This window comes from Streptomyces sp. Rer75 (assembly GCF_013414305.1).
GTDB lineage: Bacteria > Actinomycetota > Actinomycetes > Streptomycetales > Streptomycetaceae > Streptomyces > Streptomyces himastatinicus.
The window spans coordinates 5,330,369-5,355,879 of sequence record NZ_CP058693.1 but is presented as its reverse complement, the minus strand read 5'-3'; the positions used below and the strand labels follow the sequence as shown (position 1 = coordinate 5,355,879).

The following is a 25,511-nucleotide window of genomic DNA, read 5'->3' as shown; positions in this document are numbered from 1 at the left end:
GGCCCTGATGGCCGCGCTGATTCCGCCAGTCGGTCACGGTCCGGGCCAAGGGGACCCGTGATCGACCGAAAAGTCCGGCCACGTCGTTATTTCTAGCACCCTCGTGCTGTGGCGGGCGAGCGGCATTCGCCGCTGCCGGCCGGCCACTCCCGTCCGACATCGCGCCTACACCCCGCTCGCACCCTCCATGGGTCTCGGTGCCTCACCCGTCACTGATGCATCGTGCGATTCGCACATGGCTGCCCCCGCTCGCCCGCTTCGAACATGTACCGATCCTGGCCGTGAAGTATCCCTTCTCACAACAAGGTTGTGGATCCCTGTGGATCCCCACAGGATCATGCCCCACCCATGGGTAGGTAAATGTCCTGGACGGCCCTTGTGCTCCAAAGGTCATCTTTACAGTCAAGCCGACTGATCACTCCCAGAACCTCCGGAACCCCTCGGACTCCCGGACCGCCGGGCCCCCGTGCCGCGGCCGCGCCGTGCGGGTTGCCGCGACCGTGCCGCATGGGTTAGGGGTGACCGATGACGCCCGCGCCTCCCCGCACCCCCACACGACCCCTCGGCCGCGCAGCCCTCACGACCTTCGGGGTCTGGGCCGGTGTGCTCGCGCTGCTCACCGGATGCGGCGCGGGTGGCTCCGGCGACGGGCCACGGGACGCGCGCGGGTCCCACGCGTCGGCGGCCTCCGCCGGGGCCGCGTCCGGCGGAGGCGCCGCCCGAGGGGCCGGGTCCACCGCGACCACCCCCGTCCCGCGCGGCAAGGGCAGCAAACTGCCCGACGACGTCAACGGCGACCGCTACCCGGACCTCCAGCTTCCGGTCCCGCCCCGCAAGCGGGGCCTGCCCAGCCGGATCGCGTTCGTCCACGGCTCGCACGACGGCCTCCACCCCGCCGCCCGCACCGTCCTCCGGCGGGCCGACCTGGGCCTGCCCGCCGACGACGTCGCCGTCGCGGGCGCGACCGAGGTGGCCACCGCCGACCTCGACGGCGACGGCTACGCCGACGTGACCACCACCGGCGGCGAGCGGCTGGGCGCCGCCGAGGCCAAGCGCACCCACGCCACGGTCCGGACCGCCCCGTACATCGCCTGGGGCAGCGCGGGCGGCCCGCCGCACGCCCGCTCCGCCGCCCGCGTCCAGCTCACCGGCCCCACCGACTCCGTCGACCCCCAGCGCCCCACCGTCGGCGACTTCAACGGCGACGGCCACCACGACCTGGCGGTGGTCCGCGCGAACCGCCGCTCGTTCCTCGTCCTCTACGGGCCGTTCAGCCGCGCGGGCCGGCCCGCCACGACCGTGCCGTACCGCAGCCCGTTCCGCGGCGGGCACGCCGAGATCGGCGACCTCGTCGCCGACCGGATCCGCGGCGACCGCCCCACCGACCTGGTCGTGCACGGGCTCAGCGCCGCCGCCCAGTCCGGCTCCACCCTCCTGACCGCGGGCCCGCAGGGGCTGCGCCACACCGGGCGCACGCTGCGCAAGGGCAACTCGATCACCTTCGGCGACTTCAACGGGGACGCCCGCCGGGACGTCGCCGTCGGCGCCAGCGGCACCCGCGCCGACGAGGGCGGCGACGCGACGGAGAAGCCGGACATCGGCCGCACGGTGAGCGTCTACTACGGGACCGCCACGGGCCGCTACGTCCGCTCCTCCCCCTCCCTCCCGGTGCCGGGCATGTCGGGGATGATGATGGCCGCCGACACCGACGGCGACGGCGCCGACGAGCTGGCCGTCCCGCTCGGCTCCGGCGGTGCCCGGCTGCTGACCCCGCGCCCCGGGCGTCTCGCCACCGCCCGCCACACCCTCGCCCGCACCGTCCCGCCCCGGGTGGACGGCAAGGCCGTACGCGAGGACGAGCGCGCCGCCCGGCTCTACGGCGCGGCGGACTTCGATCACGACGGCAAGGACGAGATCGTGCTCGCCTGGGGCCCGGGCATCGCCTTCTCCCTGTACGGCGAACGGCCCGAGCGGTGGTGGATCACGAACGGCACCTCCGACAAGATCACCTTCTCCAGCAGGCCCTTCGCGGCGGGCCGTTAGCACCGACCGGAGGTCTGTACGGGGGATAACCCCCCAGGGTCCCCCTAAGGGATGTCACAGCTCGGCAGCAATGCCGGGCCTGTCCCCCAGCTCCGGCACCCCACCCTCCGCGACCGGGTACGTTCGAATGGTGGCTGGATTCAGGATCGGACGCGGACGGGACTCCCACTCCGCGCAACAAGGGCAGCAGCAGCGACCGCAGCAGCCGCCGCACGGGTCGCCGGACCCGTACGGCCGGACGCAGCCGCAGTGGCAGCAGCCCGCTACACAGGGAGAGCCGGAGTACTTCGGCAGCCAGGACCCGTACTACGGCCCCGGCGGCGGACCGGGCCCGGACCAGGGCTACGGCCCGGGCGGCGGCGGCCAGGGCGGTCAGGGCGGTCAAGGCGGTGGCCAGGGCGGCGCGTACAGACCGGGCCCCGGCGGCCCTGGGGCGTACGCGGACAACAACGCCGGCCATACGCAGGCGTTCAGCGTGGGCGAGGCGCCCGACGCGTACGACCCGTACGGCCAGGGCCCCGGTTCGTACGACGACGGCAGCACCTACCGCGCCGGCTCCTCCACCGCCCCGCCCGCCGGCCCCCGGCTGCACTGGAAGCAGTTGCTGAGCGGCATCGTGCTGCGCCCGGCGGGCACCTTCTGGCAGATGCGCGACTACACGGTGTGGGTCCCGGCCCTCATCGTGACCTTCGTCTACGGCCTGCTGGCGGTCTTCGGCTTCGACGACGCCCGTAAGGACATCCTGAACGCCCCGATGGCCAACAGCATCCCGTGGATCCTCAGCGCGGGCGTCGCCGTCGTGATCAGCGCCCTGGTGCTCGGCGCGGTCACCCACACCCTCGCCCGCCAGCTGGGCGGCGACGGCACCTGGGGACCGACGATCGGCCTCTCCATGCTGATCATGTCGATCACCGACGCGCCGCGGCTGCTGTTCGCGATCTTCCTGGGCGGCGACAGCCCCCTGGTGCAGGTGCTGGGCTGGGCGACCTGGCTGGCGGCGGGCGCGCTGTTCACGTCCATGGTGAGCAAGTCGCACGACCTGCCCTGGCAGAAGGCGCTGGGGGCGTCGGCGATCCAGCTGATCGCGCTGCTGTCGCTGGTGAAGCTGGGAACCCTGTAAGCAAGGGGCCCACCCGGGCCCCTTCGCTATCCCCTCTTGCGTTACGCGTCTCTTGCGTTACGCGTCGAGCACCTGCTCGTCACGCCGCACGACGGGCGGCTCGACACTCCAGGGGAAGTTGATCCACTGCTCGGTGCGCTTCCACACGTACTCGCACTTCACGAGCGACTGCGACTTCTCGTAGATCACGGCGCTGCGCACCTCGGCAACGGTCCCGAGGCAGAAGTCGCGGACCAGCTTCAGCGTCTTGCCGGTGTCCGCGACATCGTCCGCGATCAGCACCTTCTTGTCGGAGAAGTCGATCGCGTTGGGCACCGGCGCGAGCATCACCGGCATGTCGAGGGTGGTGCCCACCCCCGTGTAGAACTCGACGTTCACCAGGTGGATGTTCTTGCAGTCCAGCGCGTACGCCAGCCCGCCGGCGACGAAGACCCCGCCGCGGGCTATGGACAGCACGATGTCCGGCTCGTACCCGTCGTCCGCGATGGCCTGCGCCAGCTCGCGGACGGCCGTGCCGAAGCGCTCGTACGAAAGATTCTCCCGCCCCTCACTCATCACCGGCGGTCACACCTTCGTCCGATGGAAGTTCTGGAACGAACGGGAAGGCGTAGGCCCACGCTGCCCCTGGTAGCGGGAGCCGTACTTCACCGAGCCGTACGGATGCTCGGCGGGCGAGGTCAGCCGGAACATGCACAGCTGCCCGATCTTCATCCCCGGCCACAGCTTTATCGGCAGCGTCGCCACGTTCGACAGCTCGAGCGTCACATGGCCAGAGAACCCCGGGTCGATGAACCCGGCCGTCGAGTGCGTCAGCAGCCCCAGCCGACCCAGGCTCGACTTCCCCTCGAGCCGCGAGGCGATGTCCACGGGCAGCGAGACCACCTCGTACGTCGAGGCGAGCACGAACTCCCCCGGGTGCAGGATGAACGCCTCATCCCCCTCCGGCTCCACCAGCCGCGTCAGATCCGGCTGCTCCACCGCCGGATCGATATGCGGATAGCGATGGTTCTCGAAGACCCGGAAGAACCGGTCCAACCTGACGTCGATGCTCGACGGCTGCACCATCGCCGGGTCATACGGATCGATCCGCACCCGTCCGGCGTCGATCTCCGTCCGGATGTCCTTGTCTGAGAGAAGCACGGAACGAGGATACGCAAACCACCCCCACCCCATGGCGCGGGCCCGGTCCCACCGCGCGTGAGGGCCCCACCCCATGACGCGGGCCCGGCCCCACCGGGGACCGGGCCCGCGCCCACGATCTTCGTTCGACTACCGCAACTACCCGCTGCCCCTGCGGCTCCTACCGCTCCTCGCGCCCCACCGGCACCGCATGCCGGAGCCTGGCGCAACGCGGACACCGCAGCAGCCGCCCGGGCCCGATGCGGTCCACCGTGAGGTGCCGCATCGGGAACGAGGCGGTGCTGAACACATGCCCTTCGGCACAACGGACGACGGTGCGCTCCATTGAGTCCCTTCCCCATAAACGTGGACGACGCGGACGACAAAAGCCACATTAGGGGATCAACCGCACACCGCTCCACGCGGCACTCCGCCCCCCACGGTACGCCCCAACTCCCCCACCCCTACAGCACCTTCCGCCACTCCACCCACCTGACATCACCCCCGAAAAGCACGAAAACCCCACAGCGAATGCGCCGGGGGTCAGCCATGGGGTACAGTGAGCGACGATGCGGCACCGAGATATCGGGGCCTCCTCGCGGGTGTAGTTTAATGGTAGAACATGAGCTTCCCAAGCTCAGAGCGCGAGTTCGATTCTCGTCACCCGCTCCATAGCAAAGGCCCAGGTCACAGACCCGGGCCTTGTTTGTTGTCTAGACCTCTCTAAGCGTCTCGTGCCAGATCCGTGCCAGATGCTTGATCGTGGCTCTTCTCACCGGCCGTCTTGGCCGCCTTCCGGTCGGCAGCCACGCGGGCATCGATCCCGGCGGCCACCTCCTTTTGCCGCTCCAGGGTCGAGTGCTGGTAGATGAGAGCGGCCCGTTCGGACGACTGCCCGGCGCGCACCATGGTGTCCTTGAGCGTCGCCCCGGACTGGGTCGAGAGGGTGTGCCCGGTGTGACGAAGGTCGTAGAAGCGGAAGTCATCCGGAAGCCCGACCTTGGCCCGAGCCTTCCGCCACTTCCTCCCAAAGGAGGACCGGCGAAACGGCGCCCCCTTCTCACCGACAAAGAGCAGCCCGTTCGGCTCCTTCTCGGCGAACCACTTCACGTGCCGCTCCAGGTCCTTCCGCATGAAGCCGGGCAGCACTATGAACCGCTTGCCCGCCTCCGACTTCGTATCGCCGACAACCCGCCGGCCGGTCGTCAGCTCAGGAGCCGCACGCCGTACCCACACACCGACCGTCTCAAGGTCCACGTCCGGCCGGCGCATCTCCGCTTGTTCCTCCGGGCGAGCGGGACCGTACGCGGCGATGTAGACCATCAGCCGCCAGCGAGGCCCCATGGCGTCGGCGAGCGCATCCACCTGCTCCACCGTTGCTATGGGACGCTCACCCGCCGACTCCTTCCCTGCTCCACGAATCCGGCAGGGGTTCCGGCGGATCAGCTCGTCCTCAACGGCCGTTTCCAGGATGGCTTTCACCAGCCGGTACGACTTTGCAACGGTGGTTTCCCCCACGGTCTCCAGCCGCTCAGCGCGCCAGGTGCGTATGCGCGGAGGGGTGATCTCGTCCAGGTCCCACCCGCCGAAGCCGGGGAGGATGTGCAGCCGCAGAAGGCGCCGGTACAGCTCGTCGGTTGTGGGCGACAAGCCGCGCTCCTTCACCCACCGCAAGGCGTACTCCTCGAAGTTGACGGCCCCCGCATCTGGGTCCTGCCAGTCACCCCGGCGTACTTCGGTCTGCTTCTCCGCCAACCAGTCGTCTGCGTCGCCCGCCGTCTCGAAGGTCACCGAGGCCGGACGCATCACCCCGTCCGGCCCGGGATAGCGAGCCTGAAAGCGCCCGGAGGGCAGCTTGCGAACGGCTCCGAAGCGACGCCGCTTCCCCTTGTTGTTGGCCATCAGGCGGCCCGCCGGAGGTGACGGCGCCGAGACTGCACCGGCCGCACGGTGTTGGCGTCGATGTACTCCTGAATGACGCTCTCCGGGATGCGGACGTGGCGGCCCACCTTCACGTACTTGATGCGCCGCTCGGCGATCAGCCGCCGGGGGAAGCGATCTGTGGTGCCCAGCAGCTCGGCCACCTGGGCGACGCTGAGGTACCGGTCACGCATGGGTCGGTTCTCCTTCTGTTCCGGGAGCGGGGGTGATGGTGGCGGTCAGCCATTCCTCGGCGGGGGTGAGGCCGGTACCGGCGTAGACCCAGTGAGCGAGGACGAGCGTGGTCTCGTCCTGCTCCGTCTCGGCGGCCGCAGCTTGGGCACGTCGCCAGGCGGCGCGGGCGTCGCGTAGTGCGCCGAGGGTGGTGGAGTAGCGGCGGGACTTGGTGGAGAAGTGGCCCCGGAAGCCGAGCATGTGAGCCCAGGGACGGAGCCGGAGGTGTTCCAGGTCCTTCCGCGCGCCGAGGGCCCAGGCGGTGCGGATCAACCGCCGAGCGTGGTCGGTGATGTCGAGGTGGGCGACCTCAGCGATCAGCCGTATCGGCCGGTCCAGGGCGCCAGTCGCCGTCTCAGCACCCTTCGTCGCGTACTTGGCGATGTACGCGGCCACGGCCCGGTCGGTCAGCTCCTGCTGGCCGTTGAAGTCGGCGCCCCGGATAGGCCGCACGTCGAGTTCGTCACCGAAGGCGAACGCGTGGGCTCGCCCGTCAACGACCGGCCCGGCAACCTGCGCCTTGGGCGTAGCCGCCTGGATGGCGTCGGTCAGCAGCTCGACCGTGGCCCAGGCCGGAGGTGGGGTGTCACCACCGCCGGGACCATCGATGCGGATGACGGCATGGAAGTGGACGGCGCCACGCTTCTGGTACTCGGCGACCTTGGCGAAGGAAAGTCGAGCATGGTTGCGGAGTGCTCGTTGGCTGAGTCCGGCCCGCTTGGCGACCTCTCGCCGCAGGTAGATCGAGAAGCGCCGCCAGAGCATGCCCGCGTGGGCGTTCCAGAGCACCGCGGATTCGTAGTCGTACCTGTGCGGGGCGAGCGGCGTGCCAAGGGCGTCGTCCTCCTGGTCGTGGCGGACGCCGCAGCGGCACCGACGGACCGTGCCAGCGGGGCCGGTAGGCCGGTTGTGGACGGGGCCGAAGCTGGGTGCGGTGAAGGTGGCGAAGACGCGCGGGTGGGCGGTGACCGTCTCCGGGGTGCCTTTGCCGCCTCGCAGTCCGGCGGTGATCAGGTGGAAGGTGTCGCGGCGGTAGGTCTCGGCACAGGCCGCACAGCGGGTGGTGCGGCGGTTGTTGCAGCGGACCAGGAGTTGCCCGGCGGGCAGTTCGTTGGAGTCCAGGTGTCGGAGGACGCGGCCGATCTCGCCGGTGTCGCGGTTGACGTGGTGTTCGGTGCGGTGGCCGTCGAGGCGGATGGGGGTGGTGCAGCCGCCGAGGCCGGAGAGCTGACGGAGCAGTGCGGGCATGGTGCCGAGCGCCGCCAGGTTGCCGAGTTGGGGCAACGGCGGCGGGGTGGTGCGGGTGATGATGGGTGTCACCTCTTTCGAGGGGTCGGGCTGCCGGGGCGGCGGATGCTTGGCGGTATCGAGGCCGCCCCGGCAGTCGTGTGCGTTGTGGGTCAGTGGTGGCGCTGGCCGGTGAGCAGCGAGCGCATGACGACGGCGGCCACGGCGACGGATATGGCCGTGACGACGACGGCGGCCAGGAGCGCGGTCACGACGACGCCGACCGCGAGCACGGCACCGACCGTCCGGGCACTGGGCCCGAGCCACGACGTCTGTTGAGCAGGCGCAGCCGCAGGGGCGTGCTGGCAGGAGCAGGCCGGAGCCTGGCTGTGCTGGACCGCCGGAGCGGGGGTGTGGACGGTCGTCGGGGTGGGGGCTTCGGGGTACTTCGGTCGGAACACGGCGATCTCCTCTTGCCTACTCGTCTAGTCGTGTTCGGGGTTGACTGTGTCGACGCCGGAGCGCGTACCGGACTCCACGAAGGGCGCGAGGCCGGTGTGGGCGAGCCAGAAGCCGAACAGCGCGATGACGACGGCGACCCACATGCGGACGCCCAGGAACTTGATCGCGAACCAGGCGATGACGCCGAGGACGAAGACCAGGGGCAGACTGATGGTCATGGGCGATCTCCTTTCAGCGGACGGGGCAACGGTGGGTACGGGCGGCCAGCTCGGCGGCGGCGCGGGTGTCGTAGTCGGCGGAGAAGTCGCAGCGGGGAGCGGTGCACACGGCGGTGTGCTTCTCACGTCCCCGGTGGTCGTTGGCGGTGCCGACGCGGACCGGGCCGATGCGGATGACGCTGCGGAAGCGGCGAGGCGCGGGCATCAGCCGTTCTCCTCTCGGTCGGTGAAGTCGTCGCGGTGGTCGGCCAGCCAACGCCTGATCTCCGCGCATTCCTCAGAGTCGGCGGCGAGGATGACCGGTTCGGCGATGCTCACTGCTTCGATGAACCGTCCCTGACTGTTGAGTTCGGCAGCGCGCTGGAGGGCGTGCAGGGTGGAGGGGCGCACAGGTGTCGTCTCCTTGATCACTTGAGGTGGGTGGCGATGGCGTCGGCCAGCGGCGCGGGGACGCCGAGGCGGGCGCGCAGGGTGTCGGTGTCCATGGGTGAGCCGGTACGGGTGTGGTGTTCGTCCGCGAGCTTGCGCGCGTGGGTGACGAGCGCGGCCGGGACGTGCTGCGCGGAAGGCTTCGGCTGCTCGGGCTCCGGTTCGGCGGGTGGCTCGGCGGTTTCCGGTTCGGCCGGAGCCGACCCGGTTTCGGCCGCTGGTGCGGTGTGGGCGAGGAGCGTTCCGCCGAGGAAGGCGACGGCTGGCCATCCGGCGACGAGGATGCGCAGCCAGGCCGGTACGTCGGTCAGGTCGAGCAGCCCGGCGGTGGCGACGTTCGCCCCGAGCGACGCGGCCAGGGCGACCACGAACCAGCACCAGCCCGCCGCCTTGGACGAGCCCGACCGCAGCCGCCGCCAGGCCGCCACAAGCAGCAGGTCCACCGAGACCGGGTAGGCCCACGCCTTCCACCCGTCCTGTCCGGCCGCCGAGGCCAGATCATGCAGGTGGGCGAAGGACAGCGCAGCAGCGATAACCGCTTGCACCAGCACCGCGTCAACGCGGCCCAGGTAGGCACGCATGTCTACGCCCCCTCACGGGTGTCGTTCCTCGGTGGGATGGCACGTGGGCCGAGTACGGCCAGCAGTTCGGCGCGCTCAGCTTCGGTACGGGCGCCCCGGTAGAGGCGGTGCGCGTCGGCCAGGGCGGTTGCGTAGTCGCCAGCTCGTACGGCGGTCTCGATCTGGCGAATCGCCTGCCACATCTCGTCGTGCATGACAGACCTCCTTTCAGGCATGGCGGGGGTAGGGACATGGCGCGATGCGGTCGCGCCGACCGATGATCGGAGACGGATTACTCGGTAACCGGCGACGGTTTGAGGAGCGACGTCGAAGCGCTCACCGGAACGGCCGGCACGTCCGGCCGGAAAGGCTCAAGCGTGGGCAACACCGGGACCAGGTGAGCCTGTTCGCGGCAGACAGCCGCAGCATCACCCAGCGACAGAAACGGCGGACGGATACGGGACCAGCCGCCCGAGGAGTCACCGGCCACGGCCAGGCCGGGCCGTTCGGGAGCGATGGCGCAGGCGGCGCCGACCGCTTCGGGGGCGATGTCGCCCAGCGCCATCTTGGCGGAGGCTTCATCGTTCACGCGGTGGCAGACCCGCCCGGTGAGCTGAGCCCGAAGCATCGTCGCGCCCTTGCCCAGCTCGGCACCGAACCGCTGCCCGCACACCTCCAGGTAGATGCCTGCCGCGCGGCCGAGTTGGGCGAGCCGGATGAGCTGGGTAACCATCTCGTCCCGCCGCTCCTCATCCTTCCGTGTGGCGACGAGGAACAGTTCGGCGACCTCGTCCACGAGCAGCACCACCGGCACGGGCCGTTCCTCGTCCGGCAGGCCCCAGATGTCAGAGGTGATCTCTTCATCCGGCGTGCTGGGCGCGATGCCCTGCCGCTTCTTGATCAGGTCGTATCGGTCCTCCATCAGTTCAATCAGCACGGGCAGCAGCTCAGCCGCTTGCACAGGGTCGGTGGCCAGCGCCGACAGTCGCGGGGCGAACGGCGCCAGCTCCACACCCCGCTTGCAGTCGACCCCGACCAGCGCGACAGGTTGCCGGGCCAGTCCGGATATCAGGTGCCGCAGGAACATGGACTTTCCCGACAGCGTGGCGCCCAGGGTGAGCTGATGCGGAACGGTCCGGTAGTCCCGTACGAACGGCATCGCGTCCTCCCGCAGCGCCACCGGCACCTTGAGGAAGTCGCCCGCCATCCTGCGGGGCATCCGTACCTTCCGCAGCACGTCGAAGCCGATCAGCCGCAGCTCGACCACCCCCGGCTTGACCACGTCCACGTACACGCCGTGAACGCCCCAGGCATGCCGCAGCCGTTCAGCCGAGGCCGCCACGTCGGCAGGTTCCTGCCCCGATGCCAGCCGCAACCGGACCCGCAGCCCGGTCGAAGTCGGCCGTATGAGCCCCCGGCGAGGAGGCACCGGCCGCACCTCCCGATGGGTGAGCGCCTGTGTCGTCCAGGTCCGCAGCCGGGACGGCGGAACAGTCAGCCCGCACGCATCCATCACCGACCCGTACGACCCCAGCAGCTTCACCGTGGAGACGGGCATGCCGAGCGTGGACCAGTATGCGGCCGGGTGCCGTGCCCGGAGGTAGGCGGCCCCGCCGACCATTCCGGCGACCGGACCACCCACCTCCATCAACGTCATCGCGTCGTTCATCAGGCTCAGGCCTCCGCACCAACCGGCATGGCGGCCGGAGCGATGGCGTCGGCCCGGAAGGCGATGCCGTGCCGCTGCTGCCCGTTGAACACGGTCTCCCACGGCCGGGCGATCAGCCCGAACAGCGTGACCGGCGACCCGAGCGCCAGCCCTTCCGTCACACCGCTTTCCGGCACGGTGACCTGGAGCAGGGAGGACTCCCCGCCGTCGATGTAGACGACGCCGAGCCGCATCAGGGTCTCGCCGCTCTGGGCGTCCTTGGCGATCTCGCCAGTCTGCCGGTCCCTGACCTTGGGCTCCGGCGCCTCAGTCAGCAGCACCGTGGCACCGGAGGTCTCGACACGGATGGAACGCAATTACTTCTCCTTCTCTCGCAACATTGCCCACCTAGTTGTCTAGATGAGTACCAGTGGTCGAACCCGAACGCGCCGGGAACGATCACCACCATGCCACACCACTCAGCCACTCGTCTATACGAGTATGCGTCTGCGTGCATACGAGTTGAGAGAAGCGGCCCGCCACGGCCGCACAGCGCACCATCCGGCCGCCGCCTGTCAGGTGGCGGGCAGCTGGTAAGCGAGGACGTAGGCGTCAGCGGCCATCACGGTGTCGCAGACCTCGACCGCGCGCCCCTCGGAGTCGAAGGCGGTACGGATCAGCGAGATCACCGGGACGCCAGAGGCGAGCTGGAGCGTGCGCACCTCGGCGGGCGAGGGCATCCGGGCACGGATCTCCTCATCGAAGTGGTCCAGGCGGTGCCCAAGCTCTTCCAGCCGAGCGTAGATGCCGCCGGGGCCGGGGTTGGGCTGGGCGATCGGGGTGTTCCGCGCGAGGTCCAGCGGCAGGTATGAGGTGGCGAACTCCACCGGTCGCCCATCCAGCAGATACCGGCGCCGACGTGCCAGCACCTTGCGAGGCGAACCGAGCCGGGCCGAGATGTCCGGCGAAGGCCGTTCTTCCTTCACCTCCAGGCCGTCGACCTCCGGACGGCTTCCCGCGGCTTCGGCCTCCACGGTGAAGGCCGCCTTCCCTTGCTCCCGATGGCGCCGGGCGAACCGGTCCGAGGCCAGCCGTCGCACGGGAGGTCGCGGTCGGACGAAGACCCCCTTGCCATGCTCGGAGACCACCAGCCCCTCTTGCTGGAGCAGCGACAACGAGTTGCGCACGGTCATCCGGGACACCGCGAAGTGCTCCACCAGCTCAGTCTCCGAGGGCAGCTTGTCGCCCTCCCTGAACCGTCCTTTGTCGATCGCTTCCCGCAGCGCGTCGGCGATCTGCCGGAACACCGCCCGGTCGCTCGTGGGGTCCAATACACCCAGAACAGAGGTCAGGGAAGGCATATGCACATACTCCTTTAGGTATCTAGACGAGCGGCTAAGCGGTGTTGCTACGGTGGAAAGCCTAGCCAGCCGAGAGGTGCGTGGAACGTGAGCGCTGAGCGCCCGCACTCCGTGAGCGTCGCCGGAGTCATCGTTGACGACGCTGGGCGTGCGTTGCTGATCAAGCGACGGGACAACGGTAAGTGGGAACCGCCCGGCGGCGTGCTCGAACGCGAGGAAACCATCCCCGACGCCCTGCAACGGGAAGTCCTCGAAGAGACCGGCATCAAGATCGCACTTCCCGCGACCCTCACCGGCGTCTACAAGAACATGACCGGCCTGATCGTCTCCATGGTCTTCCGCTGCGAGGCGATCGACGGCACCCCGACCACCGGAGCGGAAACCCGCGCCCTGCGCTGGGTCACCCGCGACGAGATCACCGAGCTTGCCGACGAGGCGTACGCGATCCGCGTCCTGGACGCCATCGACAACGCCAGCCCGCCGGCCGTCCGCGCCCACGACGGCGTGCGACTCGTCTAGCACTAACCCACGGTCCATAGCCCCTACCAGCACGAAGGAACTTGTATGGACGAGTATACGAGCAGTCCGCGAGTCTGGGGGCTGATGTGCCCAGGTTTCCGAGAAGAGGTCACTCGCGCCCGCCGCTGGACCCGCGACATCCTCAGCGGACACCCCTGCGTAGACGACGCCGAGCTGATCGTGGGCGAGCTGGGGAGCAACGCCCTCAACCACACCGCCAGCGGCGCCGACTTCGGCACGTTCCACCTCACGCTGACCCTGTCACCGCAGACCGTCGCGATCGCCGTCAGCGATTCGGGCGGAAGCCCCGAACCCCACCCCACCGAGGCCGACCCGTACGACACCCACGGCCGCGGATTAAGCATCGTCATGGCACTGGCCTGCCGTGTGGACATCACCGGCAACCAGCACGGCCGCACCGTTACCGCCCAGCTTGTAGCCCACCAGAAGGCGGACCGATGACATCCCGCCCGGAGCGCAACGACGGCTGGGACCTGGACCAGCTCCACCGCGATGAGATCACCGTGACGATGAATTGGGTCATCCGCACCTGTCAGGAGATCATCCGCGACCACTGCCACAAGACCTTCTGGGTCCCTACGGGCACCTCAACCGGCACGACTCCGACCACGGACCACCTCATCAACTCGGCCCGCACCGACGTGCTTAACAGGCTCCGCCGCCAACTCGACGGAGCCGAGGCCATCATCAGCAACGCCGAGCACGAACGCGCCAAGCGCCGCCAGTGAGTTACAACCTTCTTTACGGGTTCAAGGCGGCTCGCTCCGCTCACCGCGCGCGGCCCGACCCCCGGCCGGGCCTGCGCTCATGTCTCCGCCCGCTCCAGCCCGGCCGGTGTCCGCGCCGCGCACACAGCAATCAGCCGCTTGACCTTAGCGATTGATGCCTCCGGCGGGGGCGCTCAGACTCCGGGATGGACGGGGCGCCGTACGCGAATGCCAGTTGTTGGTGGCGTGCGCGGGAGCTGCCATCCCGTCTGCCGTCGACCCAGGCAGAGCCGAGCAGACGCGGCCCCTGGCGTCCAGGTCGTTCGTACAGTGGCGCGCTCCACCTGGACGCCAGGAACCACGCCCGCTCCACGGTGTGTGGGTCGACGGCAGACGGGATGGCAGCTGGGGAGAGTGGTGGGCTGAGGCGAGTGGTGCAGCATCGGCGAACGTCTTGCCACTCGTGGGCCAGAGCGAACGAGGAATCATGGGAAACGTCGGTCACCATGGCGCCGCGATCCTCACCCCAGGTCAGGTGAAGTTGACCATTAGGACGTGGTTTCACTTGGTGAGTCGGCGGCAGCCGATGAGGGGTGCGGCCATGCCGACGCATGCGTGGACCGCACAAGATCACGCGTCACACCGTCTGGCAAGTGCCGAGCGGTGATATTCCAAACTTCCGATGCACCTCCTACTCGGCACTCTCACATTACCTCTCAGGCGAGCCCTGGACATACAGCATCTCCTGCACCCAAGCGGCTTCATTCAGCCCTTCAGGCAATTGGGTGGAATCGTCGATGAGCGCGTGCTCCAGCTGCCCTGACGTCAAATTACGAGCGAACCAGAGCTGCGAGCCTCGCAAGTCCGCCTCATTGAGATCGGCCTCCCACAGGTCGACTCCCATGAAATCGGCAGCACTGGAAGTACTGCGATACAGATTGACGCGCCACATCTCCGAGTAACTGAAGTTTGCGCCATCCATATTTGCCCACGTCAAGCCTGCGTCGGTGAACTGGGAGTGCAGGAGCGTGGCTCCACGCAGAGTGGATTGAAGCAGGTTCGCCCCTGCGAACAGCGTGTGATAGCCAGACGCATCGTCCAGATTCCCTTCAAGCAGGTAGGCATCACAAAGACTCGCCCCCTGAATCCACACGTTTTCTAGATCCACACGAATCGCGTGAATCCCGTCCAATCTGGAACCGTTGAAAATAGCGCGCTTGAAGTGACAGCCGTCGAGATTCGCGCCGCGAAGATCCGTCGACGCCAAGTTGATCCTGAATTCTTCGCTACGCACGGGCCGATTCCCCAGAACGGTTATGACCGCCTGAACGTCATCGGCAGGGCACGAGGCCGCCCCGGCCTCTTCCGCATCCTCGTCCGAAGGTAGCGGAGCGCGACGGCGAACGAAGGCAGCGAGGACTTTGACCACGGCATCGTGGTCCTTCTCGGAGTCCCGCATGATCCGCTCCAGCGAGTAGATGCCACCGAGCCGCTCGGTCATGTCCTCCGACCCCAACAACTTGATCGCCTCTACGTATCTCTCGGTGACCTGCCCCTCACGAGCCAGCTCCGCCTGCTCACGGTCCTTCTCGCGCAGGTGCGCGAACTGCTCCTGGCTGTGCTCGTACAATTTCTCGGCATGCCGGTGGTTACGATGCGTGTAGTACAGTCCGAGCCCGGCGATCCCGCCAGCCGCCGTGGCGACGAGCATGGTCCGGAACCCCGTGATGATGATCCCTGCCGAAGGAGCGAGACCGCTGTCCCGGACGTGATCGCCCTCGAAGATCCACGGTCCCCAAATGAGAGCCGCGACGAAGAACACCACGCCGAACGCGCCGCTCCCCCAGGTCAACTGCCGCTTCATCTCCGTCTTCATGCCGCGCATGATGTCCTGCGGACCTTCGAGCGATGTTGTGAACTGGCTTTTTCAGAGCAGAAATTGAGGTTGTCCCGGCTCTGGTGCTCGGGTAGCGCTCTCAAGACCAAGGCGTACACAGCTGTGGCTGCCATGGTGCGCCGGACGCTGGAAGGGGTAAGGCAGGCCCACTGACTGCCCGACGCGCCGGAAGCTCACGGCACCATGATCACTCACCCCAAAGCAGCTCCAGCCCAATTCCGCTCCACCGACCGCACAGCCGCATGACCAGCTCCGCTACTGACTGTTCTGATCAATATGACGCTGCATTGCGGCCAAGGACTCAAGGCGAAGGATTTGCGGACCAATTTCATACCATGCATTTTTTTGCTCACGACGCTCACCGGCAAACGCCGCAGCATCGGCCCCCAAAGAGGCAACCTCAGTAAAGGTGCCCACTACCGGCACGAGACCAAGAAGAGAAAGCCCTCGACTAGTGGCGGAAAATCCACTAGCGATACGCCCCTGCAATTCTCGACTCTTCCACGCTCGCTTAATGGACTCAAATAGACTTGACGAGCGACCACCTTCCCCTCCAAGGGCCAAGACCTTCTGAAATTCGCCCGCATAGTTCCGCACGAGACGATTTTCCTTGATGCCAGAAAGTGCACCAACATCCGGGCTCTTAAATGTCAACCCTGTAACTGTCACATAACTTGCCAAATCGTCCACTGCATCGATCGCATCCTGAGACTCGACCTCGACGGCCGACGTGCTACGTGCGACCCCTATTCCAGGCAAAGCATCAAGCTCGATGAGTCGCGCAAGCATCGCCCGGCGACCGCGGGAAGAAATTACTGGCGCGTCGTACTCACGCATAAGCAACAAGTCGACGACCACATCACGAACTACTTGCTCCCGATGTTGGCGGGGAACTGTCCTGAGGATACGAGACAAGACAGGATCCTCCACAAGGTCTCCTGCGATATCCCCTACAGAATCATGACTCGCGTGCACGGGATCCCAGTCCGCAAGGATACCCAACGCAGGAATAGTGATCTTGCTATAGTCGCCCGAATGACTAGAATCCGGATACAGTGCATCCGCCGCCGCAATAATCAGCTCATCGAAAATTACGGTGCAAGCCAGGGCTACATCCAGATGATCAAAGACTTTCCCATAGAGGTGCCTGTAATACGGGTGGGATGGACTAGTTGAATCCGGTGACTCACGCGCGCTTTGCATCCACCAATGAAGAGCCCCAGCATATGGATGCGAAAGGATTACTCGCAACTTCCATCCCCCACTAGAAAAAGGTCGCTCGATCGCCCGCAAGAGGATAGCGACCCGCTCCAAAGTATGGCAATCTCACCGCCGAAGTCGCCGTTCACCAACTGACGTGGATGGATGTTGGCGGCAGCCGGTGTACCTGGACCGACGCTCATCAGGCAGCCAGACCCACCCTGTCTCGGGGCGAGCTAGCCGTGACCGAACTGCGATGCGGTAGTCACCGCGCGAGGAGGCGTGCCAGATGCGTGCCAGAACGAGCGGTAGACCACGGTCAACAGTGGACATCAGGAGCTCTTGCCCAAGATCCCTTACGGGTATCGTTTACGCAGGTCAGCGGGAAATTCAACCGCGATGGCCCGGTGATTCCCAAGCTCAGAGCGCGAGTTCGATTCTCGTCACCCGCTCCACCACAAAGCCCCAGGCCAGCGGCCCGGGGCTTCTTTGTTGCCCAGACTGCCCTACGCCTCGTGCACCGGATGCGCACCAGAACGTGCGGTGCTCCTCCTCACGGGAACGCTCACCGCACCCGGGGTGTGAGAAGCTCCACCGCTTGTTCCCACCGGAACCGGTCGCGGCCCCCGCCTGCCTTCGGCTGGTGCGGTTCGTAGTCGGCGATGAGCACCCCCATCTCGCGCAGCCGGTCCAGGCTCTGCCGGTAGGCGGGATGTGCGGCCTGGGCGGCGTTGAGGTAGGGCAGGGCAGCGGTGGGGATTCCCATGCCGTACGCCTCGCACAGGACGCCCACGGCCAGGGTGTCCGCGATCCCAGCGGCCCACTTGTTGATCGTGTTGAACGTTGCCGGGGCGACGGCGATGGCGTCAGCAGGAGGGAGGGGCCGTGGGTCGCCGGGGGAGCGCCAGGCGGAGCGGATCGGATAGCCGGTCTGGGCCTCGACGGCCTGGGCGTCGATGAAGCCGAGGCCCTGCGGAGTGGCGATCACGCCCACGCCCCAGCCTCGCTCCTGCGCCGCGTCGATCAGCTTGCCGACGTCATCGGCGATCCCGGCCGCACAGACGATGACGTACAGGAAAGGCTTCTTCCGCTCACTCACGCGGGGACTCCTCAGTTTTCGGCTGACGTGGTGCTGCTCGGGCAGGGTTCGACGGCGGTCACGGGCGGCCATGTCGGCGACCAGGGCGACGGCCGCGCTGGTGGTGTGCGGCTCGAGGCTGGTGGGGCTGAAGTTGGCCCAGGCATCCGGGCGGTCCAGTGTCATGTAGCCGGCGACATCGTTGACTTCTTCGCTCAGCAGGTCCTTCGTGGCCGCAGTCAGGAGGGGGTGAACTCGTACTGCAACTCGCAAAGGTGACCGGCCTTGGCCATCACCGTGGCCTCGATGGGACGTTCGTCGTCGCTGTACACCACGCGCAACGTCCGCAGCACCGGCAGATTCCCCGGCAGCCCGAGCACCGTGTACTGCTCCTGAGTGGGCACGCGTGCGGAGACCTTGTCCACGCTGAGGCGGGGCGGGTAGCCCAGCTCCGCGAGGAGGGCCGGGGTGCCGCCCTTGATCTTGCGGCGATCCATCATCGCCGTCCCGCGCGCCAGGTCCAACGGGTAGTAGGACTTCACCAGTTCCACCGGTTCGTCATCCATGAGCAGCACCTGCGTGCGCAGCAGCGCCGTCCCGTCCTCCGGGAGGCGCAGCGCCTCGGCGACATCGGCGGGCGGCCGGACCTCGGCCACGTCGAGGAGGCGGCTGCTCCCGCGCGTCTGATGACTGGCGGCCTCGCTGATCCACCGATACGGCTGACCGGGCGCGGCCGGGGCCATGTACGAGGCGGGGCGCATGGTGCGCTGCCGATGCTCGCGCACGGTTACGGCCGCTCCGGCGCGGCCGACCGCCAAGCCCTCGTCCTTCAGCAGCTGAAGCGCCTTCTGCACGGTCGCGTTCGACGCCGAGAACCGCTCCTTGAGCTGCGCGGTCGACGGCAGATTCGTGCCAGGGCGAAGATCGCCCGACATGATCTCGTCCCGTAGATCGGCGGCGATCCGCTCATGCAGCGACCGCCGGTCGACGGCATCCTGTTCGGCCTTGGGCACGGTCATCCCATCGTGAGTTCGTAGCGCAGACGCTGCCGGTGGGCGGGCATGGTGATCAGGTCGACCTGGATGGCCCGCTCGTCCCCATCGAGAACCATTCGCTCCAGCCGCAAGACCGGTTCATCAGGACCGGTCCGCAACAGCTCCCGCTCTTCCTCATCCGGCATCAGGGCCGTCACGTCCTCCTGCACCCGCCGCCCCTGGTACCCCAGCTCGGCGAGCAACGCCACCGCCCCGCCACGGATCTTCGCGGTGCCCGCGAGCGCTGTCCCGGCCGCGATGTGGGCCGGGTAGTAGGAGTCGGTCAGCTCGCACGGCTCGTCGTCCAGGTACATGATTCGCCGCCGCACGACGACCCGTTCCCCCTCCGCAAGCCCCAGCAGGCGGGCCACCGCTTCCGGAGCGGGAACCTCCCCCGCCCCCACGATCCGCTGCGTGCCCCGGCGCCCTCGCGCCGCGGTCTCCTGCCCCCACACGTCCCCCTGCCCTCCGGTAGTCGGCCGCAGATAAGGCATCGAGGTACTGACCCACGCGTCGCCAGGCACCGAACCCCTCCTCAAAGCTTGATCGGACTCGCCAACCTTGCCGCTTTACACAGTAAGCGACCCCATGGCCACCACCCGCGAGACTACCTTGCCACCTTTCGTGAATAGCAATAAGGTGACCTCAATCTCACAGCACGCTCTGAGGCGGTGACCGGCCGTGCACCTGACGGGCCAGCAATTGTTCACGCGGCGCAAGCCATCCATCCAGGCAAGCCGACAGTTCGTGACCCGAACACTCTCCGAGTGGGGCTACGTCGACCGCTTAGACGAGATCGAGCTCTGCGTATCGGAACTCGCGACCAACGCACTCCTCCACGGCGTGCCACCCGGCCGGCTGTTCCGGGTACGCGTCGAGGCCACCGAGGAGGAGGTCCGCATCGAGGTACGCGACTCCGGCTCCGGCCGCCCGGTCTCCCAAGCCCCGCACCTCGACAGCAAACGTGGCCGCAGCCTGCTCCTCGTAACCGAACTCGCGGATGCCTGGGGCGATATCGAGCACACGGTCGGCAAAACGGTCTGGTTCACCGTGAAGTCGACGCCCACCGCAGGGCACGCCGAATGACACCCCAGCCCGACAACGACAGGTACCTGGACCAACTCCACCGCGACGAAATCACCGTGGCCATGAACTGGGTGATCCGCACCTGTCAGGACATAGTCCGCGAGTGGAGCCACAGGTCGTTCTGGACCCCCACCGGAATCCCCACGGGCACCACGCCGACCACGGACCACCTCATCCACTCGGCCCGCACCGACGTACTCAACAAGCTCCGCCACCAGATCGACGGAGCCGAGGCCATCATCACCAACGCCGAGCACGAACGCGCCAAGCGCCAGCAGTGAGTTACAACCTTCTCTACTGGTTCAAGGCGCCGCGCAAGCGCGGCGCGCGCGGCCCGGCGGCGCGGGCCGCCGCTCCTGTCTTCGCCCCGCTCCAGCCCGGTCCGCCCGGCCGCGCGCCAGCAGCAAGCACCTTGGGCCGAGGAGAAGAGGTACATCGTGGCTGGGGGTCGGCTCCACGGCTTTAGGCACCTCCCCGGTCCGGGTCCCGCGTCGGGCAAGGCCAGGGGGCCACTCGTGCTAATTCCGGGCAGGTCCAAAGCCTGCCCGAGTTGCCAACGAGCGTACGGCCCCCTGACCATGCCCGACCCCAAACCGGGCAGGACACCGCCCAAACCCGCTCCGCCGACTTGGCACCGCGCGGGGTACGCGCTCCAACTGCATCAAAGATCAGCATCTGGTTGATTTTCAGCCAAGTAGGTCAAGAAATGGTGACCGATATAACCCGATATAGGCGAAATCAAGGACGGCCTGGAACGCTCAATCCTCACGCTCTTCGGCGGATATGGCCAGGGAACGAGCAATACTCAACACGCATTTTCGCAGCTAGACAGCCGTGTCTGAAAATTAGTTGCGTACGTACCTAAAACTGAAAATCCGGAATCATTTCGACCATTCGCCACGACTGACCGCGACTGTTAACTTCAGAGGTGCCACGAGTGCAAACACTGCACCAACGGGCGAGCACGCGTGCCCTTCAACCATCGCGAGGGCAGTAAAACGCCGCGTAGCGCTGCGCAACCAGCGCCCGCGGCCTGACTTTTGGGAAAGATCGTGACATCACATCCCGCCGAGCCATCGGCAACGGGTCAAGGCACCAGCCCGTACCCTGAATTCAGAGTACAGAGTGGGCCACTCGAAAGGCAACCGAGTGGGCCACTCGATAGGCAACCGAGTGGGCCACTCGACAGGCAACCGAGTGGGCCACTCGTCGAAAACGCACAGCCCGCACAGGCTGCCCACCCACACCCAAACAGCCCAGAGGAGGCATTACACCGGCGGCTGACAGTCATTGCGGCCCTCGTCTGCGCCGCAGCAGCCGTTGTGAGTGCCTTAGCTGCGGTAATCGGACTCATTCGATGATCACCGGCCCCTCCAGCCGCGCCACACTCACAAGCGAAGACGACAGCTGGCACATGGGCGCGTGCAGTTCTCCCCACCCCTGTCTAAAGCAGTAGGTCAGAGGCCCGCCCGCAGCTTGGAACGAAGTGCGCACCGCACCAGATGCGCACCAGATAGGACGGGGAACAGCGGTTAATGGCGGTGCTGCGGCAGGTGAGAAAGCTTGCCGCCAGCACCCGTTTCCCCAGGTCAGCGGGCAATGCAGCACCGGCAGCCCCGTGATTCCCAAGCTCAGAGCGCGAGTTCGACTCTCCCGCTCCAGCACAAAGCCCCAGGCCAGCGGCCCGGGGCTTCTGTGTTGCCTAGACACCTCTAAGCGTCTCGCGCCAGATCCGTGCCAGATGTCTCATCGTCGCGTTTCTCACCGGCCGTCTTGCGGTCGGCTGCGACGCGGGCATCGATCCCGGCTGCCACCTGGGCTCCGGCCGTGGACCAGCGGGAGGAAGACCTCGTCGACGATCTCGGTGAGGGTGGCGTCCGGCACGGCCGGGGCGCCCCGCGTCATGTACTCGTTGCGCAGCAGTGCCGTGGGGGCGGACGCGACCCGGGGATGCAGTGCCTCGGGTGCGGCTTCGCCGCGGGCCACCGCCCGGCCGAGCACCGTCAGCCATGCCGCCTGGTGTGCGTCGCCGCCGGCCACCGGGTCGCGCAACTCGGCGACCAGCTCCTGCGTGCCGCCCGCTGCCGCGATGAGACCGCGCAGGATCTCTCCGTACGGCGACGACCAGGTGCTGTTCGCACGCCGCAGGAGTTCCAGCGCGTCCTCCCGCAACGAGCCGGTGTCCGGCACCGTGGCCTCGGCGGCGGCCAGTCGGCGGTACGCGGCGACGCCGAGCGCGACGCGGTTCGGCCAGCGGCGGTAGATCGCGTTCTTGTTCGTGCCCGCCCGCCGGGCCACCGCGTCCATGGTCAGACCCGGGACGCCGGACTCCCGCAGCATTTCAGCCGCCGCCCGCAGGATCGCCTCCTCCAACACGGCGCCACGCCGCCGCGGCGCCCCGGCCTCGCGCCCCGTGTCCGTGGACTCCGGCACTGCTCGTCCCCTCTCGTCACACACCTTGGCTTCTACGGTACGGAACGTACTGGTCCCACGCTCTGTCGAGCCGCGCCCATCACGATTTAAGGTACGCTCCGTACCTTAAATTTCTCGGCAGAGAGGATCGCCGTGCGTGTCTTCGGCATCAACTTCGACACCGGCTTCACCAGCGCGGGGACCACTACCCGCGAGCCCTTCGACCCGGTCACCATCCGCCGCGAAATGGAGATCATCCACAACGAGCTGCGATGCGACGCGGTCCGGATCACCGGTGGCCACCGCGACCGGCTGGAAACAGCCGCCCGTCTCGCGGCCGAGGTCGGACTCGAGGTCTGGTACTGCCCGTTCACCAACAACCTCACCCAGGACGAGCTCCTGGACTTCCTCGCCGACAGCGCCGGGCGCGCGGAGAAGCTGCGGCGCGAGGGCGCCGAAGTGGTCTTCCTCACCGGATCGGAGATCTCCCTCTTCACCCCGGGCTTCCTGCCCGGCGACACCTTCACCGAGAGGGCCGCCGTCCTCTCCGACCCCCAGCAACTGCGTGCCGCGCTGCCCACCGTGCCGGCCCGGATAAATGCCTTTCTCGCCGAGGCGACAGCCGCCGTGCGGGCGCGGTTCACCGGCCGGATCGGCTATGCGTCGCTGCCGTTCGAGGGCATCGACTGGACGCCGTTCGACATCGTCACCACGGACGCCGGCTACCGCGACGCGCAGAACGCCCACAAACTCGCCGACGGGCTGCGGGCCCTGACCGCGCACGGCAAGCCGGCGGCAGTCACCGAGTTCGGATGCGCCCCCTACCGCGGAGCCGCCGCCGTCGCGAGCCGTGGCGACGCGGTCATCGACTGGGACGAGGGGGCCCGCCCCGCACGGTTCAACCACCCGGTCGCCCGCGACGAGCAGGAACAGGCCGACTACGTTCGCGAACTCCTCGGCCTCTTCGAACACTCCGGGATCGACGCGGCCTTCGTCTACACCTTCGCCCGCTACGACCTGCCGCATGACGAAGACAGCGACGACCACGACTTCGACAAGGCGTCCTTCGGCATCGTCAAGGTCCTCGCCGACGGCCGCACAGGTACCACCTATCCCGGCCTGCCGTGGGAACCCAAGGCCGCCTTCAACGCACTCGCGGAGTACGGCCGCGGCCGGACGGGCCGCGCCGGCCCTTCCCCGGTCACGGCCGGATGAGGCGGGGTGGCTGCCGTGCGTCACGACAGCCGCCCCACTCCACGATCACGACTGGATACGGAGCCCAGACACTGACCGGAAACTCCGTGGCGCTTATCGCGTGCCTCACCGCACTCGAACCGCTCGGCCGCCTTGGGAGCCACCCGGCCCCGCCCCACAGATGCGTGCGACTGCGAAGCGGCTTCCGGTCCACCTTATGCCAAAGTCGCCCTTCGGCAGAGAAGAGATGAAGCAGCTTGCCGACCGCCTGGGTTGGACCCTGCACACCATCGAGGAAGACGGAAAGGACTCACCAGAAGGCACACCGTTTGAGATCATTTGGCTTTCGGTCGACCAGAGCTCTGCGATCCACTGGATCGAAGACCAGCTACTCCAGGTGCGCTACATCGCCATCACAGGGCCCACCCGACAGAACACCGAGGGCCTGCTGCGCGACTCAATGGAGTTCCACACCACGGATTCCACAGTTGATCTGTTCGATGGCACTCGCGACTTCGATGCACTGACCAATGCCGTACGGGCGCTCAGCATTCAATGCCAGGGGCCGTACGACGCTAAACTATTCGCTCTCCTACGCTGGTCCGCCCATGACCCTCACCCAATTGTGCGGCGGGTCGCAATGCTGGTTGCGTCCACCATTAAATGGCCAGAGATCGAACCACTTGTTGAGTACGTACAAGAGCACGATCTTGACGAAACTGTTCGAGCAGAGTCAGCGGAAGTACTCAAAATCATCCGAGACCGGGCCACTCGCGCCGATTCCACATACGACACGGACAACGAATAATAAGCCGTGTAGACATACCCAAACCCATTCGCTCCACCACTCAGTGCGATGGTCAGTGACCCGGGGCTGAACGCGATGTGATGCAGGAGACCAGAGGGGCGGGCCAGGTGCTGCCGGGGCGATCCGCAGCCGGTGGGCTCCGGAGCTCGAAGCTCGGTAGCAGTGCCGCGGGAGTGGGGCTCAGCAGGCTGCGGGGAAGGGGTGGGGCCGGTCATGCACCCGTCGCCGCGGCGGGTCCGCGGGCGTCGCGTTCCGGCCGCGTCGCCCCTTCCTCCGCCCGGTCCTCTGGGCCGAGGTGGCGGGTGAGGTTGGTGCAGACTTCCGTCATGCGCAGGAAGAAGGACCACGGATCCCATCCTGGAGAAAATCTGTGATCGCGAAAGTAGACATGGGGGCGTGCTGGGGGTAGAGTCCTACTCGTACTCGCAGAGATCAGAAGGGCGAGGCAGATGACGAACTGCCTCGTACGCAGGTCAAGCACGTTTGTGGAACGGCAGTCGAGTGGTGTGGCCGGACAGTGAGGGCTCCACCGCTGACTGCCGGGCCAGGCGACCCCAGGGGTCGCATGTAGTTCTGCAAGATCGAGCAGTGCACGACAGATCAGTAGAGAAGGAGGAGAGAAGCGCCATCAGGATCGCCCGGGCAGGAAGGATCCGCCCGGGTACCGCAGACCCCGGATTGGAAGGTGGTCCCCGGTCACGCAGCTGCGATCCCCGTACCCGTCCTCCCAGACGGTGGAGCGGAAAGAAGAAGCCGGCACACATAGCCGGTAGATGGTGTTGATCCCCTCGGGGCCTTGGTGCCGTACGGTGCCAAGGCCCCTCGACGCGTTTCCCGAGAGGTGCCAGTGGCCGCAGACAATCCCTCCACCCTGTCGAGCAATCTCGACGACGACGATTACCCCGCCTACACCATGGGCAGGGCCGCCGAAATGCTCGGCACCACGCCCGCCTTCCTGCGAGCCATCGGCGAGGCAGGACTAATCGTGCCGCTCCGCTCGGAGGGCGGACACCGCCGCTACTCCCGCTACCAACTGCGGCTCGCCGCCCGGGCCCGCGAACTGGTCGACCAGGGAACCTCGGTGGAGGCTGCCTGTCGCATCATCATCCTTGAAGACCAGCTCGAAGAGGCCAAGCGCATCAACGAACAGCTGCGCAATCCGGAGGCTTCCTCGGGCCCGAAAGCCGACGCCTGACGGTTCCTGCCACGCAATC

At 67.4% G+C, this 25,511-nt stretch carries 31 protein-coding genes and 1 tRNA gene; 11 read left to right on the top strand and 21 right to left on the bottom strand.

Going from position 1 to position 25,511, the window contains the following annotated elements; translation table 11 throughout:
- Nucleotides 1-525: 525 nt before the first annotated feature.
- Together HYQ63_RS22860 and HYQ63_RS22855 are read left to right on the top strand one after the other, a co-directional pair.
- Entirely contained in the window at nucleotides 526-2,043 is a 1,518-nt protein-coding gene (locus HYQ63_RS22860; protein WP_179935644.1) for a VCBS repeat-containing protein, read from the top strand.
- Between the two features lie 127 nt (nucleotides 2,044-2,170).
- Entirely contained in the window at nucleotides 2,171-3,163 is a 993-nt protein-coding gene (locus HYQ63_RS22855; RefSeq protein ID WP_179935643.1) for a Yip1 family protein, read from the top strand.
- A 57-nt stretch (nucleotides 3,164-3,220) separates the two neighbouring features.
- Here HYQ63_RS22855 and HYQ63_RS22850 read toward each other — a convergent pair whose 3' ends face one another.
- From HYQ63_RS22850 to HYQ63_RS22840, 3 genes are all read right to left on the bottom strand, one after another.
- Complete coding sequence (locus HYQ63_RS22850; protein ID WP_179935642.1) at nucleotides 3,221-3,718, bottom strand: phosphoribosyltransferase; 498 nt, start codon at nucleotides 3,716-3,718, stop codon at nucleotides 3,221-3,223.
- A 9-nt stretch (nucleotides 3,719-3,727) separates the two neighbouring features.
- Nucleotides 3,728-4,303 carry a dCTP deaminase gene (gene dcd, locus HYQ63_RS22845; protein ID WP_009716281.1) on the bottom strand — a complete coding sequence of 192 codons (576 nt, stop codon included), beginning with the start codon at nucleotides 4,301-4,303 and terminating at the stop codon, nucleotides 3,728-3,730.
- A gap of 160 nt (nucleotides 4,304-4,463) precedes the next feature.
- Nucleotides 4,464-4,628 (bottom strand): hypothetical protein, encoded by a 165-nt coding sequence (locus tag HYQ63_RS22840; RefSeq protein WP_179935641.1) that lies wholly within the window; start codon nucleotides 4,626-4,628, stop codon nucleotides 4,464-4,466.
- A gap of 252 nt (nucleotides 4,629-4,880) precedes the next feature.
- On the opposite strand from HYQ63_RS22840, the gene HYQ63_RS22835 reads away from it, so the two are divergent.
- A tRNA-Gly gene (locus tag HYQ63_RS22835) sits at nucleotides 4,881-4,954 on the top strand.
- 51 nt (nucleotides 4,955-5,005) lie between these two features.
- On the opposite strand, the gene HYQ63_RS22830 is transcribed toward HYQ63_RS22835, so the two are convergent.
- The 12 genes from HYQ63_RS22830 to HYQ63_RS22775 form a co-directional block, all read right to left on the bottom strand.
- Nucleotides 5,006-6,184 carry a site-specific integrase gene (locus HYQ63_RS22830; RefSeq protein WP_179935640.1) on the bottom strand — a complete coding sequence of 393 codons (1,179 nt, stop codon included), beginning with the start codon at nucleotides 6,182-6,184 and terminating at the stop codon, nucleotides 5,006-5,008.
- Nucleotides 6,184-6,396 (bottom strand): excisionase family DNA-binding protein, encoded by a 213-nt coding sequence (locus HYQ63_RS22825; RefSeq protein ID WP_179935639.1) that lies wholly within the window; start codon nucleotides 6,394-6,396, stop codon nucleotides 6,184-6,186. Before HYQ63_RS22825 ends, HYQ63_RS22830 begins: the two co-directional genes overlap by 1 nt.
- Nucleotides 6,389-7,684, bottom strand: coding sequence for a replication initiator (locus HYQ63_RS22820; RefSeq protein WP_179940389.1), 1,296 nt, complete (start codon nucleotides 7,682-7,684; stop codon nucleotides 6,389-6,391). The genes HYQ63_RS22825 and HYQ63_RS22820 overlap by 8 nt, the downstream gene beginning before the upstream one ends.
- A gap of 152 nt (nucleotides 7,685-7,836) precedes the next feature.
- Complete coding sequence (locus HYQ63_RS22815) at nucleotides 7,837-8,124, bottom strand: hypothetical protein (protein ID WP_179935638.1); 288 nt, start codon at nucleotides 8,122-8,124, stop codon at nucleotides 7,837-7,839.
- Between the two features lie 24 nt (nucleotides 8,125-8,148).
- Entirely contained in the window at nucleotides 8,149-8,343 is a 195-nt protein-coding gene (locus tag HYQ63_RS22810) for a hypothetical protein (protein WP_123098263.1), read from the bottom strand.
- Nucleotides 8,344-8,356: 13 nt separating this feature from the next.
- Nucleotides 8,357-8,548, bottom strand: a complete 192-nt coding sequence (locus tag HYQ63_RS22805; protein WP_179935637.1) for a mobile element transfer protein — start codon at nucleotides 8,546-8,548, stop codon at nucleotides 8,357-8,359.
- Nucleotides 8,548-8,733: a hypothetical protein gene (locus HYQ63_RS22800; RefSeq protein ID WP_179935636.1), complete on the bottom strand. Its 186-nt coding sequence runs from the start codon at nucleotides 8,731-8,733 to the stop codon at nucleotides 8,548-8,550. Before HYQ63_RS22800 ends, HYQ63_RS22805 begins: the two co-directional genes overlap by 1 nt.
- 17 nt (nucleotides 8,734-8,750) lie before the next feature.
- Nucleotides 8,751-9,353, bottom strand: coding sequence for a DUF2637 domain-containing protein (locus tag HYQ63_RS22795; RefSeq protein WP_179935635.1), 603 nt, complete (start codon nucleotides 9,351-9,353; stop codon nucleotides 8,751-8,753).
- A gap of 2 nt (nucleotides 9,354-9,355) precedes the next feature.
- Nucleotides 9,356-9,547, bottom strand: coding sequence for a hypothetical protein (locus tag HYQ63_RS22790; protein ID WP_179935634.1), 192 nt, complete (start codon nucleotides 9,545-9,547; stop codon nucleotides 9,356-9,358).
- 77 nt (nucleotides 9,548-9,624) lie between these two features.
- On the bottom strand, nucleotides 9,625-11,001 hold the full coding sequence (locus HYQ63_RS22785) for an FtsK/SpoIIIE domain-containing protein (RefSeq protein ID WP_179935633.1): 1,377 nt from the start codon (nucleotides 10,999-11,001) through the stop codon (nucleotides 9,625-9,627).
- Nucleotides 11,002-11,006: 5 nt separating this feature from the next.
- Nucleotides 11,007-11,357 carry a hypothetical protein gene (locus tag HYQ63_RS22780; protein ID WP_179935632.1) on the bottom strand — a complete coding sequence of 117 codons (351 nt, stop codon included), beginning with the start codon at nucleotides 11,355-11,357 and terminating at the stop codon, nucleotides 11,007-11,009.
- Nucleotides 11,358-11,555: 198 nt separating this feature from the next.
- The gene (locus HYQ63_RS22775) at nucleotides 11,556-12,341 is read right to left on the bottom strand and encodes a GntR family transcriptional regulator (RefSeq protein WP_179935631.1); all 786 of its coding nucleotides are present in this window, start codon (nucleotides 12,339-12,341) and stop codon (nucleotides 11,556-11,558) included.
- 111 nt (nucleotides 12,342-12,452) lie between these two features.
- Between HYQ63_RS22775 and HYQ63_RS22770 the strand changes: the two genes are divergently transcribed.
- From HYQ63_RS22770 to HYQ63_RS22760, 3 genes are read left to right on the top strand one after another with little or no spacing between them, the layout of a single operon-like run.
- Nucleotides 12,453-12,860: an NUDIX hydrolase gene (locus HYQ63_RS22770; protein WP_179940387.1), complete on the top strand. Its 408-nt coding sequence runs from the start codon at nucleotides 12,453-12,455 to the stop codon at nucleotides 12,858-12,860.
- 45 nt (nucleotides 12,861-12,905) lie between these two features.
- The gene (locus tag HYQ63_RS22765) at nucleotides 12,906-13,322 is read left to right on the top strand and encodes an ATP-binding protein (RefSeq protein ID WP_179935630.1); all 417 of its coding nucleotides are present in this window, start codon (nucleotides 12,906-12,908) and stop codon (nucleotides 13,320-13,322) included.
- On the top strand, nucleotides 13,319-13,609 hold the full coding sequence (locus tag HYQ63_RS22760; protein ID WP_179935629.1) for a hypothetical protein: 291 nt from the start codon (nucleotides 13,319-13,321) through the stop codon (nucleotides 13,607-13,609). Before HYQ63_RS22765 ends, HYQ63_RS22760 begins: the two co-directional genes overlap by 4 nt.
- A 688-nt stretch (nucleotides 13,610-14,297) precedes the next feature.
- Here the strand turns inward: HYQ63_RS22760 and HYQ63_RS22755 are convergent.
- The 5 genes from HYQ63_RS22755 to HYQ63_RS22735 form a co-directional block, all read right to left on the bottom strand.
- Nucleotides 14,298-15,464 (bottom strand): pentapeptide repeat-containing protein, encoded by a 1,167-nt coding sequence (locus HYQ63_RS22755; protein ID WP_257232022.1) that lies wholly within the window; start codon nucleotides 15,462-15,464, stop codon nucleotides 14,298-14,300.
- 276 nt (nucleotides 15,465-15,740) lie between these two features.
- A complete protein-coding gene (locus HYQ63_RS22750) occupies nucleotides 15,741-16,688 on the bottom strand; it encodes a hypothetical protein (RefSeq protein ID WP_179935627.1) in 948 nt (315 codons plus the stop codon).
- A 562-nt stretch (nucleotides 16,689-17,250) separates the two neighbouring features.
- Nucleotides 17,251-17,784, bottom strand: a complete 534-nt coding sequence (locus tag HYQ63_RS22745; protein WP_179940385.1) for a flavoprotein — start codon at nucleotides 17,782-17,784, stop codon at nucleotides 17,251-17,253.
- A gap of 218 nt (nucleotides 17,785-18,002) precedes the next feature.
- Nucleotides 18,003-18,782 carry a GntR family transcriptional regulator gene (locus HYQ63_RS22740; protein WP_179935626.1) on the bottom strand — a complete coding sequence of 260 codons (780 nt, stop codon included), beginning with the start codon at nucleotides 18,780-18,782 and terminating at the stop codon, nucleotides 18,003-18,005.
- Nucleotides 18,779-19,321: a GntR family transcriptional regulator gene (locus HYQ63_RS22735; protein WP_179935625.1), complete on the bottom strand. Its 543-nt coding sequence runs from the start codon at nucleotides 19,319-19,321 to the stop codon at nucleotides 18,779-18,781. The genes HYQ63_RS22740 and HYQ63_RS22735 overlap by 4 nt, the downstream gene beginning before the upstream one ends.
- 163 nt (nucleotides 19,322-19,484) lie before the next feature.
- Between HYQ63_RS22735 and HYQ63_RS22730 the strand changes: the two genes are divergently transcribed.
- Nucleotides 19,485-19,883: an ATP-binding protein gene (locus HYQ63_RS22730; protein ID WP_373689216.1), complete on the top strand. Its 399-nt coding sequence runs from the start codon at nucleotides 19,485-19,487 to the stop codon at nucleotides 19,881-19,883.
- On the top strand, nucleotides 19,880-20,164 hold the full coding sequence (locus HYQ63_RS22725) for a hypothetical protein (protein ID WP_179935623.1): 285 nt from the start codon (nucleotides 19,880-19,882) through the stop codon (nucleotides 20,162-20,164). The genes HYQ63_RS22730 and HYQ63_RS22725 overlap by 4 nt, the downstream gene beginning before the upstream one ends.
- Nucleotides 20,165-21,644: 1,480 nt before the next feature.
- Here the strand turns inward: HYQ63_RS22725 and HYQ63_RS22720 are convergent.
- Nucleotides 21,645-22,316, bottom strand: a complete 672-nt coding sequence (locus HYQ63_RS22720) for a TetR/AcrR family transcriptional regulator (protein ID WP_257232021.1) — start codon at nucleotides 22,314-22,316, stop codon at nucleotides 21,645-21,647.
- A 132-nt stretch (nucleotides 22,317-22,448) separates the two neighbouring features.
- Here HYQ63_RS22720 and HYQ63_RS22715 point away from each other — a divergent pair, with 132 nt between their 5' ends.
- From HYQ63_RS22715 to HYQ63_RS22705, 3 genes are all read left to right on the top strand, one after another.
- The gene (locus HYQ63_RS22715; RefSeq protein WP_179935622.1) at nucleotides 22,449-23,510 is read left to right on the top strand and encodes a hypothetical protein; all 1,062 of its coding nucleotides are present in this window, start codon (nucleotides 22,449-22,451) and stop codon (nucleotides 23,508-23,510) included.
- 226 nt (nucleotides 23,511-23,736) lie between these two features.
- Nucleotides 23,737-24,297: a HEAT repeat domain-containing protein gene (locus tag HYQ63_RS22710; protein WP_179935621.1), complete on the top strand. Its 561-nt coding sequence runs from the start codon at nucleotides 23,737-23,739 to the stop codon at nucleotides 24,295-24,297.
- Between the two features lie 847 nt (nucleotides 24,298-25,144).
- Complete coding sequence (locus HYQ63_RS22705) at nucleotides 25,145-25,492, top strand: MerR family transcriptional regulator (RefSeq protein WP_179935620.1); 348 nt, start codon at nucleotides 25,145-25,147, stop codon at nucleotides 25,490-25,492.
- Nucleotides 25,493-25,511 lie beyond the last annotated feature (19 nt).